The 15,803-nt window shown below is 72.5% G+C and carries 15 protein-coding genes; 4 read left to right on the top strand and 11 right to left on the bottom strand.

Going from position 1 to position 15,803, the window contains the following annotated elements; genetic code table 11:
* Positions 1 to 53 precede the first annotated feature (53 nt).
* The 3 genes from BX285_RS09900 to ssuE form a co-directional block, all read right to left on the bottom strand.
* Positions 54 to 2,621 carry an ABC transporter permease gene (locus BX285_RS09900; protein ID WP_121174930.1) on the bottom strand — a complete coding sequence of 856 codons (2,568 nt, stop codon included), beginning with the start codon at positions 2,619 to 2,621 and terminating at the stop codon, positions 54 to 56.
* Between the two features lie 19 nt (positions 2,622 to 2,640).
* Positions 2,641 to 3,426, bottom strand: coding sequence for an ABC transporter ATP-binding protein (locus BX285_RS09895; protein ID WP_097237646.1), 786 nt, complete (start codon positions 3,424 to 3,426; stop codon positions 2,641 to 2,643).
* Positions 3,427 to 3,750: 324 nt separating this feature from the next.
* On the bottom strand, positions 3,751 to 4,305 hold the full coding sequence (gene ssuE / locus BX285_RS09890) for an NADPH-dependent FMN reductase (RefSeq protein WP_097237645.1): 555 nt from the start codon (positions 4,303 to 4,305) through the stop codon (positions 3,751 to 3,753).
* 443 nt (positions 4,306 to 4,748) lie between these two features.
* On the opposite strand from ssuE, the gene BX285_RS09885 reads away from it, so the two are divergent.
* Together BX285_RS09885 and BX285_RS09880 are read left to right on the top strand one after the other, a co-directional pair.
* A complete protein-coding gene (locus BX285_RS09885) occupies positions 4,749 to 6,104 on the top strand; it encodes an LCP family protein (RefSeq protein ID WP_121174929.1) in 1,356 nt (451 codons plus the stop codon).
* A gap of 61 nt (positions 6,105 to 6,165) precedes the next feature.
* On the top strand, positions 6,166 to 6,669 hold the full coding sequence (locus tag BX285_RS09880) for a hypothetical protein (protein WP_097237643.1): 504 nt from the start codon (positions 6,166 to 6,168) through the stop codon (positions 6,667 to 6,669).
* Here BX285_RS09880 and BX285_RS09875 read toward each other — a convergent pair.
* From BX285_RS09875 to BX285_RS09860, 4 genes are all read right to left on the bottom strand, one after another.
* The gene (locus tag BX285_RS09875) at positions 6,651 to 7,277 is read right to left on the bottom strand and encodes a hypothetical protein (protein WP_121174928.1); all 627 of its coding nucleotides are present in this window, start codon (positions 7,275 to 7,277) and stop codon (positions 6,651 to 6,653) included. The two genes, BX285_RS09880 and BX285_RS09875, sit on opposite strands and share 19 nt — an antisense overlap.
* 108 nt (positions 7,278 to 7,385) lie before the next feature.
* Positions 7,386 to 8,207, bottom strand: a complete 822-nt coding sequence (locus tag BX285_RS09870; protein WP_121174927.1) for an arylamine N-acetyltransferase — start codon at positions 8,205 to 8,207, stop codon at positions 7,386 to 7,388.
* Between the two features lie 161 nt (positions 8,208 to 8,368).
* Positions 8,369 to 8,863, bottom strand: coding sequence for a peptidylprolyl isomerase (locus tag BX285_RS09865; RefSeq protein ID WP_097237640.1), 495 nt, complete (start codon positions 8,861 to 8,863; stop codon positions 8,369 to 8,371).
* Between the two features lie 71 nt (positions 8,864 to 8,934).
* On the bottom strand, positions 8,935 to 10,044 hold the full coding sequence (locus tag BX285_RS09860) for an alkene reductase (protein WP_121174926.1): 1,110 nt from the start codon (positions 10,042 to 10,044) through the stop codon (positions 8,935 to 8,937).
* Between the two features lie 113 nt (positions 10,045 to 10,157).
* On the opposite strand from BX285_RS09860, the gene BX285_RS09855 reads away from it, so the two are divergent.
* On the top strand, positions 10,158 to 10,553 hold the full coding sequence (locus tag BX285_RS09855; RefSeq protein WP_097240202.1) for a MerR family transcriptional regulator: 396 nt from the start codon (positions 10,158 to 10,160) through the stop codon (positions 10,551 to 10,553).
* 90 nt (positions 10,554 to 10,643) lie between these two features.
* Here BX285_RS09855 and BX285_RS09850 read toward each other — a convergent pair whose 3' ends face one another.
* From BX285_RS09850 to BX285_RS09835, 4 genes are all read right to left on the bottom strand, one after another.
* On the bottom strand, positions 10,644 to 11,297 hold the full coding sequence (locus tag BX285_RS09850) for a class I SAM-dependent methyltransferase (protein ID WP_097237638.1): 654 nt from the start codon (positions 11,295 to 11,297) through the stop codon (positions 10,644 to 10,646).
* Positions 11,298 to 11,330: 33 nt separating this feature from the next.
* Positions 11,331 to 11,843: a GNAT family N-acetyltransferase gene (locus tag BX285_RS09845; RefSeq protein ID WP_121174925.1), complete on the bottom strand. Its 513-nt coding sequence runs from the start codon at positions 11,841 to 11,843 to the stop codon at positions 11,331 to 11,333.
* Between the two features lie 84 nt (positions 11,844 to 11,927).
* The gene (locus BX285_RS09840) at positions 11,928 to 12,788 is read right to left on the bottom strand and encodes an oxidoreductase (RefSeq protein ID WP_121174924.1); all 861 of its coding nucleotides are present in this window, start codon (positions 12,786 to 12,788) and stop codon (positions 11,928 to 11,930) included.
* Positions 12,789 to 12,942: 154 nt separating this feature from the next.
* Positions 12,943 to 14,103 (bottom strand): acyl-CoA dehydrogenase family protein, encoded by a 1,161-nt coding sequence (locus BX285_RS09835; RefSeq protein WP_097237635.1) that lies wholly within the window; start codon positions 14,101 to 14,103, stop codon positions 12,943 to 12,945.
* A gap of 239 nt (positions 14,104 to 14,342) precedes the next feature.
* On the opposite strand from BX285_RS09835, the gene BX285_RS09830 reads away from it, so the two are divergent.
* Positions 14,343 to 15,680: a UDP-glucose/GDP-mannose dehydrogenase family protein gene (locus BX285_RS09830; RefSeq protein WP_097237634.1), complete on the top strand. Its 1,338-nt coding sequence runs from the start codon at positions 14,343 to 14,345 to the stop codon at positions 15,678 to 15,680.
* Positions 15,681 to 15,803: the final 123 nt, after the last annotated feature.

Below are 15,803 nucleotides of genomic sequence, written 5' to 3'. Positions count from 1 at the left end.
GTCCTTCCGCGTCCTTTCGCGTCCTTCCGCCGTCCGACGCCCCCCGGCGCCGGTCAGTCCGTCGCGATGGCCGCGAGGACGTTCATCCGTCCGGCCCGGAAGGCCGGGACGAGGGCGGCGACCAGGCCGATCGCCACCGAGGAGACCAGGGTGATCGCGATCGTGGTGGTCGGGACGGAGAGCGTCCCGAGGCCCTGGTCCCGCAGGACCCGCTGCGCGGTGACGCCCCAGGCCAGGCCCAGCCCGGTGCCGAGGACGGCGCCGAACACCGCGATCACCACCGACTCCAGCCGGATCATCCGGCGCAGCTGGCGGCGGGAGAGCCCGATCGCCCGCAGCAGGCCGATCTCCCGGGTCCGCTCGACCACCGACAGCGCCAGGGTGTTGACCACGCCGAGCACGGCGACGGTGATGGAGAGGCCGACCAGCCCGTAGATCAGGTAGAGCAGGGTGTTGACCTGGGACTGCACCAGCTCCTTGTAGCCCGCCTGGTCCTTGACCGACAGCTGCGGGTACTCCTTGAGCGCGTCCTCCAGGGCGGTCAGCGTCTTGCCGGCGTCGGCGCCGGAGGAGGCCTTGGCGAAGAAGGTCCGGGGTTCCGGCACCTCGGCGGCCGGTACGGCCTTGGCCATGGTGGCGACGTCGACGAAGGAGGCGTCCCCGTAGAGCGAGCTCTTCGCGAACACGACCCCGACCTGCAGCACCTGGGTGCGGCCCTTGAGGTAGGTGACGGTGACGCTGTCGCCGACCTTCAGGTTGTGGTCCTTGGCGAAGTTCTCGCCGATGCCCAGCGAGCCGCTTCCGATCGAGTCGACCGCGCCGGAGGCGACCGGGAGGCGGAAGTCCGTGCCGAAGAAGGTCGGCGGCACGGCGGCCAGGCCGGTCCGCCCGGTCCGGCCGTCCGACAGCTGGACCTTGGCGTCGAAGTCCCTCTCGGCGGTGACGTGGTCGACCCCCGGGGTCCTGCGGACCGCGTCCAGCATCTCGGCGGTGACCGCGGTACGACCGCCGCTGATGATGTAGTCCACGCCCACCGACCGGTCGATCTGCTCACTGGCCGAGGTGACCGCCGAGGAGCTGAACACCGAGGAGGCGATCACCAGCGCCAGGCCGATCATCAGCGCGGCGGCGGTGGCGCCGGTGCGGCGCGGGTTGCGCATCGCGTTGCGCTGGGCGAGCTTGCCGGACGGGCCGAACAGGGCCGGCAGCAGCGCGCCGAGCACCCGGATGACCGCGGTGGCCAGCAGCGGGCCGAGCACCACGAAGCCGATCAGGGTGAGCAGCACGCCCAGGCCGAGGTACTGGCCGCCGGTGGCCGCCTTCTCCGCCTTCGCGGCGAGCACCAGCAGACCGCCGCCGCCCGCCGTCAGGACCAGCCCGAGGACCGTACGGACCACGTTGGCGCGGGCCTCGGCCGGGGTGCCGTGGTCGCGCAGGGCGGCCATCGGCGCGATCCGGCTCGCCCGGCGGGCCGGGATCCAGGCCGCCACGACGGTGATCAGGATGCCCACCGCGTACCCGGTGACGAACACGTCGGGCCCGATCTGCAGGTCGCTCGCCCGCAGGTCCATGCCGATCGCGTTCATCAGCGCGATCAGGCCGACCGCGATGCCCAGGCCCGCCGCGATCCCGAGGGTCGAACCGAGCACGCCCAGGATCAGCGCCTCGACCAGCACCGAGCGGTTGACCTGCCGGCGGCTGCCGCCGATGGCGCGCAGCAGGCCGATCTCCCGGGTGCGCTGGGCGACCAGCATCGAGAAGGTGTTGATGATCAGGAAGCCGCCGACGATCAGCGAGACGCCGGCGAAGCCGAGCATCGCGTACTTCATGAATTCCAGGCCGCTGCCGACGCTCTTGTTGTTCTCGTCCTTCTGCTCGGCCGCGGTCTTGACCTGGTAGCCGCCACCGACCTTGGCCAGGGCGTCGGCCTTGAGGCTGTCGTCGCTGCGGCTGCCGTCGCCGAAGGCCTCGATCGAGGTGAACGCCGGCTCGCCGAGCAGCACCTGCTGCGAGGTCGCGGTGTCCAGGAAGGCCAGTGCCGCGCCCGGGTTGGTGGTGGTGAAGGTGGCGATGCCCGCGATGGTGAACTCGTGCTTTCCGCCGGCGTTGTCGACCCGCAGCTTGTCGCCGAGGCCGAGCTTGGCCTTCTTCGCGGTGTCGGCGTCCAGCACCAGCTCGCCCGCGCCCTGCGGCGCGTGGCCGGAGGTGATGGTGACCGGGTTGCGCGGGGTGTCGGTCCAGTTGCCGACCAGGGTGGGCGCGCCGCTGGTCGGACCGACCAGCTTGTTGGTGGCCGGGTTGACCAGGGTCGCGTTGTGGACCATGACCTGGCCGACGGCGGTCTTGATCCCGGGCACCGCGGCGACCTGCCCGGCGAGCGCAGCCGGGACGGTGGCCGGCTTGTCCGCGAACTGCGGGTCCTCGTCGTCGGCCGGCTTGGGCGGCTGGACCGAGACGTCGGAGGCGGTGGCGGCGAAGAGCTTGTCGAAGGTGCTGGTGGCGGTGTTGGAGAACACCAGGGTGCCGGAGACGAAGGCCACCGACAGCACGACGGCGATGAGCGAGAGCACCATCCGGCCCTTGTGGGCGAGGAAGCTCCGCAGTGAGGTCTTGAGCAGCATGGTCGAGTCGTCCCGCCGATCAGCTGGTGCGCTTGCCGTCGAAACGGCGCATGCGTTCGAGGACGGAGTCGGCGGTGGGCGCGTGCATCTCGTCGACGATCACGCCGTCGGCGAGGAAGAGCACGCGGTCCGCGTAGCCGGCGGCGACCGGGTCGTGGGTGACCATCACCATGGTCTGGCCCAGCTCGTCCACCGAGCGGCGCAGGAAGGTCAGCACCTCGGCGCCGGCCCGGGAGTCCAGGTTCCCGGTGGGCTCGTCGCCGAAGATGATCTCGGGGCGGGCGGCCAGCGCCCGGGCCACCGCGACGCGCTGCTGCTGGCCGCCGGAGAGCTGGGTCGGGCGGTGCTTGAGCCGGTCGGCCAGGCCGACGGTCTCCACCACCTGGTCCAGCCAGGCCCGGTCGGGCTTGCGGCCCGCGATGTCCATCGGGAGCGTGATGTTCTCCAGCGCATTCAGGGTCGGCAGCAGGTTGAACGCCTGGAAGATGAAGCCGATCTTGTCCCGGCGCAGTCTGGTGAGCTGCTTGTCCTTGAGGCCGGTGATCTCGGTGTCGCCGATCCAGATCCGGCCGCCGCTGACCGTGTCGAGCCCGGCCAGGCAGTGCATCAGGGTGGACTTGCCGGAGCCCGAGGGGCCCATGATCGCGGTGAACCGGCCGCGCTGGATGTCGACGTCGACCGCGTCGAGCGCGGTGACCCTGGTCTCGCCCGACCCGTACGCCTTGGTGACCTGACGGGCCGACGCTGCGACGGCGGAGGCTCCGCCCGGAAGCTGGGGGTCGTACACGGCTGCTGCCGTCGTCACTGGACTCTCCTAAAGGAAGATGCGCACACCCGTTGGTCCCCAGCCTCGCGGGCCCGACCGCCTCGCGACATGGCGCTGGCAGGAGTCCTCGACCGGGAGTCAGCCCCACCCTCCCGGTGGGCCTGGCCACCGGACCCGATCGAGTCGGGCCGCTTCCTGGCGGGTGGGGATGTGTGAACCACGTTAGGAGTGGACGGCGGACGGCTCGTCATCCGCCGGAATGAAGCCCTTCAACCAAGGTTCTACGGGACGCGGCGCGTCTCCCCCTAGGGGTCGCCCCGGCCCGTCTCGGGGACGCCCCGTACGGGCCGCGGCCACCGGTCCTCAGCCGGTCAGCACCGGTGCGGCCAGCCGCTCCAGGGCCGTGGCGAAGCCCGCCACCACCGGGGCCAGCAGGGTCTCGGTCTCACGCTCCAGCAGGGTCGTGCCGTCCTCCCTGGCGGTGACGTGGCGGTCGAGCACGAACCAGCCCTGGGTGATGTGGCCGGCGCCCATCGAGCTGAGCACCGGGCGCAGTGCGTAGTCCACCGCGAGGACGTGCGCGGCCGAGCCGCCGGTGGCCAGCGGCAGCACGGCCTTGCCGGTGAGCGCGTACTGCGGGAGCACGTCCAGCAGGGCCTTCAGCAGGCCCGAGTAGGCGGCCTTGTAGACGGGGGTGCCGATGACGATGCCGTCGGCGCGGGCGAACAGGTCGGTGACGGCGACGATCTCGGGGTGGTCGAAGTCGCCCGACAGCAGCGCGTGCGCGGGCAGGCTGCGGGCCTCGAAGGGGATGACGCGGTGGCCGCGCTGCACCAGCTGCGCGTCGACGTGGCGCAGCAGGCGGGTGGTGCGGGAGGTGGCGGACGGGGAGCCGGAAACGGACAGGACGACGGCCATGGGTTCACCTCTGGCTGGAAGCGGGCGGCGCTGCGCAGCGGGGGAAGGCGCTGCGGTGGGGGCTACCGGTGTGGGGTCCGGTACCGGGGGCGCTGCGTCCGCGGGCGTACGGGCGTACGGGCGTACGGGCAGCTACGGGCGTACGGGGGCCTGCGGACGGGCGGGGACTTCGACGGGGCGCTGCGTCAGCCGCGACAGAGCGAACAGGCCACACCGCGCCGCAGGTCGACGTGCCGCCGACGCGTGAGTGCCCAACGCTGATCCATGTCCGGAATGCAAACACGCGCTCTTCGGGCCGGTCAAGAAACGTTTCAGCCGCTGGAACGCCCGGTGTCCGGACGTTGCGGCGGAACGATCCGGGGCGTGCATCAAAACTGCTACAAGAGGCCTGGTGGCACCCCCGGGGGGAGTCAGCGCCACCGGGGTCGGGCATCCTCGACGGCATGAACACGTGGCAGGAGGGCCGCCCGGGGGGCGGCGGGAACCCGTACGGCGGCAACGGCGGAGGCAGCGGGAACCCGTACGGCGGCGCGGGCGGAGGCGGCGCGGCGGGCGAGCCGCCGCTGCCGGCCTCCCTGAACCCGCGCGGGCCGGGGGCACCCACGCCACGGCACCCGGGGCAGCCCGGACAGCCGGGACAGCCGGGGCCGTCGCGGCTCGGCGGTGTTCCGCCGCAGGGGGCCGGCGCTCCCGGCGTCCGCCCCGGCGGCCCGAGCGGCCCCGGCCGTCCGGGCGGGCCCGGTGGCCCCGGTGGCCCCGGTGGCCCGGGCCGGCCCGGCGGTGCCCGGCCGGCCGGTGCGCAGGCCCGGCGCTGGCCGCGGCGGCGGATCGTCAAGTGGTCCGTCTTCGGCCTGCTGATCGCCGTCATGGTGACCGCCGTCTCCACCTGGTTCTGGGCGGACTCCAAGCTCAACCACGAGAACGTGCTCGCCGACTACCCCGGCCGCCCGGCCGCGGGCAAGGGCACCAACTGGCTGATCGTCGGCTCCGACAGCCGCCAGGGCCTCACCGACTCCGAGCAGGACGACCTGCACACCGGGCACGACACCGAGGGCAAGCGCAGCGACTCGATGATGATCCTGCACGTCGGGGACAACGGGAACACCCTGATGAGCATCCCGCGCGACTCCTGGGTGCCCATCCCCGAGCACCCGGGCGGCAACGGCAAGCCGGTCAAGGCCACCACCGCGAAGATCAACTCCGCCTTCGGCACCGGCGGCGGCCGCCTGCTCGTCCAGACCGTCGAGCAGAGCACCGGCATCCGCATCGACCACTACGCCGAGATCGGCTTCGCCGGTTTCGTCGGCATCGTCGACTCCATCGGCGGCGTCGAGATGCACATCGACCAGGACGTCAAGGACAAGGACTCCGGCCTCGACCTCAAGGCCGGCGACCAGACCCTCACCGGCAAGCAGGCCCTGGCCTTCGTCCGCCAGCGCCACCAGATGGCCGACCAGGACCTCGGCCGGATGCGCAACCAGCAGAAGTTCCTCGGCGCCCTCGCCCACCAGGCCGCTTCCCCGGGCAACCTGGTCGACCCGTTCACCTTCTACCCGCTGGTCGACTCGGCGCTCGGCACCCTGATCGTGGACGAGGACTGCGGGCTGACCGACCTCGGCTCGCTCTTCCTCGCCATGAAGGACGTCAACGGCGGCAGCGGCAAGACGCTGACCGTGCCGATCGGCAACCCGGACTTCCGGACCAAGACCGGCGAGTCCGCCGTGCTGTGGGACGCCAACAAGTCCAAGCAGGTCTTCGACGCCTTCAAGAACGACACCGCCGTCCCCGACGTCAAGTGACCGAAGGGCGCCCGCCGCGAGCGGTCGTGACTTCACGTGACCACGGCGACACAATGGGTGGATGTCCCTCGTCACCGCACTGATCTACCGCCGCCGCCACCGCCTCCTGGGCCGCCTGGTGCAGGAGGCGCTCGCGTGCTACGGGATGGAGGTGCCGGCCGCCTGCGAGATCGGGCCCGGCCTCACCGTCTTCCACCGCGGCTTCGGCACCGTCCTGCACCCGTACACCACGCTCGGCGCCGACGTGACGCTCTACAACGGCGTGACCATCGGCCGGGCCGACCCGTGGGTGCCGCAGGAGCGGAGCGCGATGCGGCGGGTGGTGGTCGAGGACGGCGCGGTGCTGTGCGCGGGCGCCAAGGTGGTGTGCAAGGACGGCGTGCTGACCGTCGGCGCCGGCACCATCGTGGGCGCCAACGCCGTCCTCACCCGCTCGACCGGGCCCGGCGAGATCTGGGCCGGTGTGCCCGCACGCAAGGTGGGTGTACGGGAAGGGAGTCGGGGCATCCCCCGGCCGGGCGAACCGGCTTCCGGCCCGGACACGTCCTACCCCGCCTCGGCCTGACCGGCCGACGGCAGCAGGCCGTTGCCGCACTCCGGGAAGCGGACCAGCCACTCCCCCTCGCCGCCCTCGGACTCGGTCGCACCCGAGTAGCCGTAGTGGATCGGCTGCCGCTCGTCGCCCAGCCAGCGGGCGTGCGCCAACTGCACCGACAGCGCGACCGGGTGGCCCGGGACGGCCGGGGCGTGCGCGGCCGTCCGGCGGCCCCGGGCGGCCCGGCCCGGCGGGGCGGCCTGCTCCAGCACCAGCTCGTGCTCGGTCTCGCCGGGCCGGAAGGTCACCACCGTCTCGGTGCCGGGGCGACGCGGGAAGGTGCCGGTGCCGTCCCCCCAGTAGGCGGCGACCGTCACCGCGAGCGTGCCGTCCGGACTGCCGGTGCCCGGCCGGACGTACTCCTCCTCGGGGACCCAGCGCGCATGGTGGCGGACCTCCTCCCCGTCCCACCGCTCGTCCCAGCGCACCCAGTAGCCCGCCACCCGCTTGACGGTCATGCCCTCGCGGACGACCCGGACCGCGAACCGCGCCGGACCGACCGGCCCGCAGGCGGCCAGGGAGACCACCGTCACCTGCTCGTACGTCACCTCGCCGTCATCGGCGCCCTGCTCGATCATCGGTGAACCACCTTGCCGGGTAGTCGAGTTCGAAGCCCCGATGCTACGGCCGGACCGGCCGGGAGGGCGGCGGTTGCCCGGTTCCGGCCCGGCGGGCCGCGCGCCCGGCTACCCTGCCCCGCCCGCGGCCCGGCCGGGCAGCCGGTCGAGGGCGATCCCGAAGTGCTCGCGGTAGGCGGCCGGCGTCTCGGCCTCGGTGAGCTCGCGCTCGGTGCGGGTTCCGTCGGGGGCGGTGCGGATGAGCCGGGTGCCGCTGAGCGTGATCCGGCCGCCGTCCCCCGTGAGCAGCGAGCAGGTGGTCGAGCGGGTGAAGTGCGAGTCCGGCGAGGTGCTCTGCCACCAGCAGGTCGGGGCGAAGTCGGCGAGCGGGTACGGGCGCGGGTCGAGGCGGTACTGCGGGGCACCGTCCAGCAGCACGTCCAGCTCGCCGTGGGGGCCGTACGGGACGACGGTGAACGCGCCGTGCGGGTCGGGCTGCGGGCCGCGCTCGTCCAGCCGCAGCGGGTGCAGGCTGAACCGGCCGAAGCCGACGTCGACCAACCAGGGCTCGTCCAGGTCGACCCGCAGCGCGAGGTGGTCGAACGGCGGGCCGGGGCGCTCCCCGTCGAAGACCCGGCCGGACAGCAGGCTCACCCGGTAGCCCAGGGAACGCAGCAACTCGGCGAAGGCGCCGTTCAGTTCGTAGCAGAACCCGCCGCGCCGGCGGTCCACCACCTTGGCCACCAGGGCCTGCGGGTCGAGCACGACGGGCTCGCCGAGGTGGATGCTCAGGTTCTCGAAGGGGACGACCCGCAGGTGGGCCCGCTGCAGCCGGGCCAGCGCCGGGGCCGAGGGCTCCCCCGGGTCCGGCACGTCGATGTGCGCCAGGTACGCCGTCCGCTCGGCGGCGGTCAGGCCCTCGTACGGCTTGTCGTGATCCACGTCGTCCATCCGCCCATTCCAGCGGGGGCGGGGGCGGCCGGCCATCGGTCATTGGGCCTAGGACCCGTCCGGCGACCCGTGTTCGCGTGAAACGCCACCGCCCCGGAGCGGGAAGTCGGACGGGCCGACTTCCCACTCCGGGGCGATACGTGTGCCAGGGGCAGCCGTGATTACTCGACCACGCCGGACTTGGCGATGGTGATCTTGGCCGAGGTGCGGCCGCTCTGCGAGCCGAGCGACTCGATCTTCTTCACCAGGTCCATGCCCTCGACGACCTCGCCGAAGACGACGTGCTTGCCGTCCAGCCAGTCGGTGACGATGGTGGTGATGAAGAACTGCGAGCCGTTGGTGTTGCGGCCGGCGTTGGCCATCGAGAGCAGGCCCGGGCGGTCGTGCTTGAGCTTGAAGTTCTCGTCCGCGAACTTCTCGCCGTAGATGCTCTTGCCGCCGGTGCCGTTGTGGTTGGTGAAGTCACCGCCCTGCAGCATGAAGGCCGGGATGACGCGGTGGAAACCGGAGCCCTCGTAGCCGAAGCCGTTCTGGCCGGTGGCCAGCTCGCGGAAGTTCTGGGCCGTCTTCGGGACGACCTCGTCGAACAGCTTGAAGACGATGCGGCCGGCCGGCTCGTCGTTGATGGTGATGTCGAAGAAAACGTTGGAACTCATGCAGGGATCATGGCACGAGCGGTCGGCTCCCGCGCGGCACCCCCGGCCGGGCGGCGGCACGGGGCGCCGTGTTATCCGGCGTGCTGCGCGCCCAGCGCGGGGTAGTCGGTGTACCCCTCGGCGCCGCCGGTGTACATCAGCCCGTCGCGGACCTGGTTGAGCGGAGCGCCGGTGCGCAGGCGCTCGACCAGGTCGGGATTGGCGAGGAAGCCGCGGCCGAAGGAGATCAGGTCCGCGCCCGCCGCCAGCAGCCGCTCTGCCGCGGCCCGGCCGCCGTCCGCGGGCAGCGGCCCGCCCCAGCCCAGCACCGGGTTGGCGATCACGGCGCCCGGCCAGGATGTGCGGAGCTCCTGGAAGACGGCGTCCTCCGGGTCGGCGAAGACCACGTGCAGGTAGGCGAGGCCGTCCCCGGCGAGCTCGCCGACCAGAGCGCGGTAGATCTCCGCGGTGTCCCCCTCCGCCATGCCCTGCCCGGTGAAGCCGGGCGAGACCCGCAGGCCGACCCGCGCCGGGCCGATCTCCGCCGCCACCGCCCGGACCACCTCGACCACGAAGCGGATCCGGTTCGCCACCGGGCCGCCGTACCCGTCGGTGCGCAGATTGGTGTTCCGGGCGAGGAACTGGTGCAGCAGGTAGCCGTTGGCGCCGTGCACCTCGACCCCGGCGAAACCCGCCTCGACGGCGTTGCGGGCGGCCGCCGCGAAGTCGGCCACGGTCTGCCGGATCTCCTCCGCGGTGAGCTCCCTCGGGACGACGGCCTCCCGGGGCCCGCCCGGGGTGTGGACCGGCTCCGGGAAGGCGACCGGCGAGGGCGCGACCGGCTGCAGGCCGCTGTTCTCCGGGTGGCCGATCCGGCCACCGTGCTGCAGCTGCAGGAACATCCGGCCGCCGGCCGCGGCGACCGCCCCGGTCACGGTGCGCCAGCCGGCCACGTGCTCGGGAGCGTGGACGGCCGGGATGTCGGCGTACGTCCGGCCGACCCGGTTCGGGGTGGCGGCCTCGGCGATGATCAGCCCGGCCCCGGCGCGCTGCGCGTAGTACTCGGCCATGATCGGCCGCGGAACACCGTCGGCGCCGGCCCGGGTGCGGGTCATCGGAGCCATCACCAGGCGGTTGGGAAGGTGGAGCGGGCCGAGTTCGGCGGGCTGGAAGAGGCCGGCGGTCTTGGTGTTCGTCGTCATGCCGGAACCGTAGAAGCTAACATCGATGTCAGGTTCAAGGCCCTTGGGGGCAAAGGCCAAGGCCCTTCGAGGCTCGGATCGGACGGCTCGGATCGGATGACGGGGTGGACGGCATGCGGATCGGCGAACTGGCCCGGCGGACGGGCGTGAGCGAGCGCTCGCTGCGCTACTACGAGCAGCAGGGGCTGCTGGTCGCCCGCCGCACCGCGGGCGGCCACCGGGAGTACCCGGAGATGGCCGTCGACCGGGTCGTGCACATCCAGGAGCTGTTCGCGGCCGGGCTGCACAGCCGCACCATCTACAAGATCCTCCCCTGCATGCGGGACTCCGACGGCGGCCCGAACGAGACCGCGACCCCGCTGCTGGTCGAGGAGCTCACCGCGGAGCGCGAGCGGATCGACCGGATGATCGGCGACCTGCTGCGCTCGCGCGCCGTCCTGGACGAGGTGATCGTGAACGCCTCCGGACAACTGCCGGCGGCGGCACGGCCGTCGTCCAGGGCCGCCTGAGCCCAGGCGGGCCGGGCTCAGGCGGGGCTCAGGCGGCCAGACTCAGGCGGGACCTGGCTCAGGCGGGACCTGGCTCAGGCGGGACCTGGCTCAGCCGGCCGGCTTGCGGGCGAACAGGTAGGCCTGCGGGGTCTTCTCCTCGGCGCCCGGCTCGCGGACGGTACGGGAGGTGACCGGCAGGCCCGCCTCGCGGGCCAACTCCTCGACGTGCTCCGGCCGCAGGCGGCGGAAGTCCAGCGAGACCGGGCGGCCGAAGGGCTGGTCCAGGCGCAGCGGTTCGTCGCCGACCTGGAAGGCGACCAGCAGGTGGCCGCCGGGGGCCAGCACCCGGGCGAACTCGGCGAACACCTCCGGCAGGCGCTCCGCCGGGGTGTGGATGATCGAGTACCAGGCCACCGCACCGGTCAACTCGCCGTCCCGGAAGGGGAGGTCGAAGAGCGAGCCGACACTGAACGGCACCTCCGGGTGGTCCTCCCGGGCCAGCTCGACCATCCGCGGCGAGAGGTCGATCCCGCACACGTCCAGGCCGAGCCGGTGCAGGTGGCCCGTCACCCGGCCCGGGCCGCAGCCGAGTTCGGCCGTCCTGGCGTCCGGACGCTCGGCGCGGACCAGGTCGGCGAAGAGCGCCAGCATCGCCCGGTCCGTCGGCATGCTGTCCATCGCGTCCCGGAAGCGGTCGGTGTACTCGGTGGCGATGGCGTCGTAGAACGCCCTGGTCGTGGTGAGGAAGTCCGGCTCGGTCATGCTCCGGCACCCTACCCGCGGCCCGGGCGCGGCCTACAGGTCCAGCTCCGCGACCGCCTGGTCGCCGCTCAGCTCGCCGGTCGGGCGGAAGCCGAGGCGGGCGTAGAAGCCCGCCGCGCCGTCCGGGCCGGGCACGTAGCTGACCGTGGCGCGGGTGCCGCCGCGGCGGCGGATCTCCGCGCACACCTGCTCCACCGCGAAACGGCCGTAGCCCCCGCGCTGGGCGTCGGCGTCGATCAGCAGGCGCCACAGGCCGGAGCGGGGACGGTCGCCGGGCTGCTCCGGGTTGAAGCGGATGTCGAAGAAGGCCATCACGAAGCCCACCGGCCGTCCGCCGTCCAGGATCAGCCGGGGCCAGGCGGTCTCCCCGTGGGCGTACGCCTCGGCCAGCGACTTCACCACCGGCGCGACCAGGCCCTCCTGCCCGGGGCGCACCCGCAGGGCGAGGGCGGCGTCGATGTTCTCGGGGGTGATGACGGCCAGGCCGAGCGTGGCGGAGGCGGTAGCCGCGGAGGGTGCGGAAGGCGCGGAGGGCACGGTTGACATGGCGGGCAGCCTAGGGAACCGGGCTGCCCGCCGTCGCGCGAATTGTTCGGGAGCGCACCCTGTGTGCCCGGGACGGGCCGCCCGTCACTCCCCGGCCGGGAAGTCGGTGCCGCGGCCGACCTCCGCCCAGGCCTCGGCCTCCTGTCGTGCGGCGTCCAGCTGCCCGAGGACGGCGTCCACGGCGTCGTTGCCGAGGGCGAGCCGCAGCGGGGTCCGCTCGGCGGCCAGGGCTGCCAGGATCGCCGCGGCGGCCTTCGCCGGGTCGCCGGGCTGCTTGCCGTCGGAGTCCGGCAGGCCGGTGCGGACCGGGCCGACCACCGGCTCGTACGCGGCGATCGGGGTGGTGTGGGCGAGCGCTCCGCCGCCCGCGAAGCCGGTCCGGAACGCGCCGGGCTCGACGACCAGCACCTTGATCCCGAACCCGGCGACCTCCTGGGCCAGCGCCTCGGACAGCCCCTCCAGCGCGAACTTGGTGGCCGAGTAGGCGCCCACGCCGGGGAACGAGAAGCGGCCGCCCATGCTGCTCATCTGCACCACCGCGCCCGAACCCTGGGCCCGCATGTGCGGCAGCACCGCGCGGGTGAGCGCGGCCGGGCCGAAGAAGTGCAGGTCCATCAGGTCCCGCAGCTCGCGGTCGGTGTACTCCTCGACGGCGCCGATCAGGCCGCGCCCGGCGTTGTTCACCAGGACGTCGATCCGGCCGAGCCGGGACAGGGCCTCCTCGACGGCGGCGGAGATCTGGTCGTGGTCGGTGACGTCCAGCCGGACCGGGACGACCCGGCCGGGGTGGGCGGCCGCCAGCTCGGCCAGGGTCTCGGGCCGGCGGGCGGCGGCGACCACGGTGTCGCCGGCGGCGATCGCGGCCTCGGCGATGGCCTGGCCGAAGCCGGAGTTGGCGCCGGTGATCAGCCAGACCTTGCCGGTGGTTCCCTCGTTCGCGGTCATCCGCGTTCCTCCGTACTCAGTTGCACCACAGCGAAGTTGACGATCATTTATGCGGCACCACGCGGTCTCCGACCGGGCGGGGCCGGGAAACGCACGGAGCCCCCGGCCGAGGAGGAATCGGCCGGGGGCTCCGGGGAGTCGGAGGCAGGGCGGGTTACGGCAGGTTGCGGGCCATGACGATGCGCTGGACCTGGTTGGTGCCCTCGTAGATCTGCGTGATCTTCGCGTCCCGCATCATCCGCTCCACCGGGTAGTCCCGCGTGTACCCGTAACCACCCAGCAGCTGCACCGCGTCCGTGGTGACCTCCATCGCCACGTCCGACGCGAAACACTTCGCCGCCGCACCGAAGAACGTCAGATCCGCATCCCCGCGCTGCGACTTCGCCGCCGCCACGTACGTCATCTGACGCGCCGCCTCCAGCTTCATCGCCATGTCCGCCAGCATGAACTGGACGCCCTGGAACTCGGCGATCGCCTTCCCGAACTGCCTGCGCTCCTTCACATAACCCTTGGCGTAGTCCAGCGCCCCCTGCGCGATCCCCACCGCCTGCGCGGCGATGGTCACCCGGGTGTGGTCCAGCGTCCGCATCGCCGTCGCGAAACCCGTACCCTCCGCACCGATCATCCGGTCCGCCGGAATCCGCACGTTGTCGAAGTACACCTCACGCGTCGGCGACCCCTTGATCCCCAGCTTCTTCTCCGGCGCACCGAACGACACCCCCTCGTCGCCCTTCTCCACCACGAACGCCGAGATCCCCTTCGACCGCGCCGACGGATCCGTCACCGCCATCACCGTGTAGAACTCCGACACCCCGGCATTGGTGATCCAGCGCTTCACCCCGTTCAGCACCCAGAAGTCACCGTCCCGCACCGCCCGGGTCTTCATCCCCGCCGCATCCGAACCCGCCTCCGGCTCCGACAGGCAGTACGAGAACATCCCCTCACCCCGGGCCAGCGCCCCCAGGTACTTCGCCTTCAGCTCCTCCGAGCCCGACAACTGCACCGGCAGCGACCCCAGCTTGTTCACCGCCGGGATCAACGAGGACGAACCGCACACCCGCGCGACCTCCTCGATCACGATCACCGTCGCCAGCGCATCCGCCCCCGCACCGCCGTACTCCTCCGGCACGTGCACCGCATGCAGGTCATTGCCCCGCAACGCGTCCAACGCCTCCTGCGGGAACCGACCCTGCTCGTCCACCTCCGCCGCGAACGGAGCGATCTTCGCCTCGGCCAGCGAACGCACCGCCTCACGAAGCATCTCGTGCTCCTCGGAGATGCGGAAGAGATCGAAGTCAGCCGCGCTGCCCGCCATGATGCCTGCCTCGTCGTCCAGTGATCGAAGTCCCGTTACCGAAAACCCGGGGTTAACTACCGTTCAGTAGAGATCCTAGGGCTCCGACCTGCGGCTGCCTAGCGTCCCGGGCGTGCGGGCGATCTCTGCCCGCCCGGACGGGGCGGATAGCATCAGGGGCGTCCGCACCGGCCCGGTCGCACCCCAGGCCGGCCGGATCCGCAATCCAGACCGGTCGAGTCCGCCTCCAGGGAGAACCCGTGACCCTCCGCATCTCCGTGATCGGCACCGGCTACCTCGGCGCCACGCATGCCGCCGCGATGGCCGAGTTCGGCTTCGAGGTGCTGGGTCTGGACATCGACCCCGACAAGATCGCCCTGCTCACCGCCGGTCGCGTCCCGATGTACGAGCCGGGGCTGTCCGAGCTGCTGCTCAAGCACGTGGCCGGGCACGAGGGTTCGACCGGGCGACTGCGCTTCACCACCTCCGCCCAGGAGGCCGCCGAATTCGGCGACGTGCACTTCATCTGCGTCAACACCCCGCAGCGCAAGGGCGAGTTCGCCGCCGACATGTCGTACGTCGACACCGCGATCGACGAGCTCGCGCCGCACCTGACCCGGCCCGCCCTGGTGGTCGGCAAGTCGACCGTCCCGGTGGGCTCGGCGAGCCGCCTGGCCGAGCGGCTTACCGCGCTGGCGCCGGTCGGCGAGGGCGCCGAACTCGCCTGGAACCCCGAGTTCCTGCGCGAGGGCTTCGCCGTCCAGGACACCCTGCGGCCGGACCGGATCGTGATCGGCACCCAGAGCGAGCGGGCCGAGCGGCTGCTGCGCGAGGTGTACGCCGAGCCGATCTCCGCCGGGGTGCCGTTCGTGGTCACCGACTTCGCGACCGCCGAGCTGGTCAAGGCGGCCGCCAACTCCTTCCTGGCCACCAAGATCTCCTTCATCAACGCGATGGCCGAGGTCTGCGAGGCAGCCGGCGCGGACGTCACCCAGCTCAGCAAGGCGCTCTCCTACGACGAGCGGATCGGCGGCAAGTTCCTCAACTCCGGCCTCGGCTTCGGCGGCGGCTGCCTGCCCAAGGACATCCGCGCGTTCATGGCCCGGGCCGGCGAGCTCGGCGCCGACCAGGCGCTGACCTTCCTGCGCGAGGTCGACTCGATCAACATGCGCCGCCGCTCCCGGATGGTCGAGCTGGCCCGCGAGCAGTGCGGCGGCGGCTTCCTGGGCCGCCGGGTCGCCGTGCTCGGCGCCGCCTTCAAGCCCAACTCGGACGACATCCGGGACTCCCCCGCCCTCAACGTCGCCGCCCAGATCCAGCTCCAGGGCGCCCAGGTCACCGTCTACGACCCGAAGGCCGTGGACAACGCCCGCAAGATGTTCCCCTCGCTCACCTACGCCGACTCCGCCCTGGAGGCCGCCGAGGGCGCCCACGTCGTCCTGCACCTCACCGAGTGGGCCGAGTTCCGCGAGCTGGACCCGGCCGAGCTCGGCGCCGTGGTCGCCGAGCGCCGCCTCCTCGACGGCCGCAACGTCCTCGACGCCGACGCCTGGCGCGCCGCCGGCTGGACCTACCGCGCCCTCGGCCGACCGAGCTGACCCCTCCCGCTCCGCGCGCCCGCCCCCGACCCCCGGAGGCGGGCGCTTCCGTTTGCCCCGCCCCAAGGAATTTGAACACGTTCAGTCCTCGTGCGAGGATCTGGGCGCCGGCAGTGAAGCCGG

The organism is Streptomyces sp. 1114.5, from assembly GCF_003635085.1.
In the GTDB taxonomy this organism is placed as follows: Bacteria; Actinomycetota; Actinomycetes; order Streptomycetales; family Streptomycetaceae; genus Kitasatospora.
The sequence above is the reverse complement of the archived record's forward strand: the minus strand, read 5'-3'. Positions and strand labels throughout refer to the sequence as shown.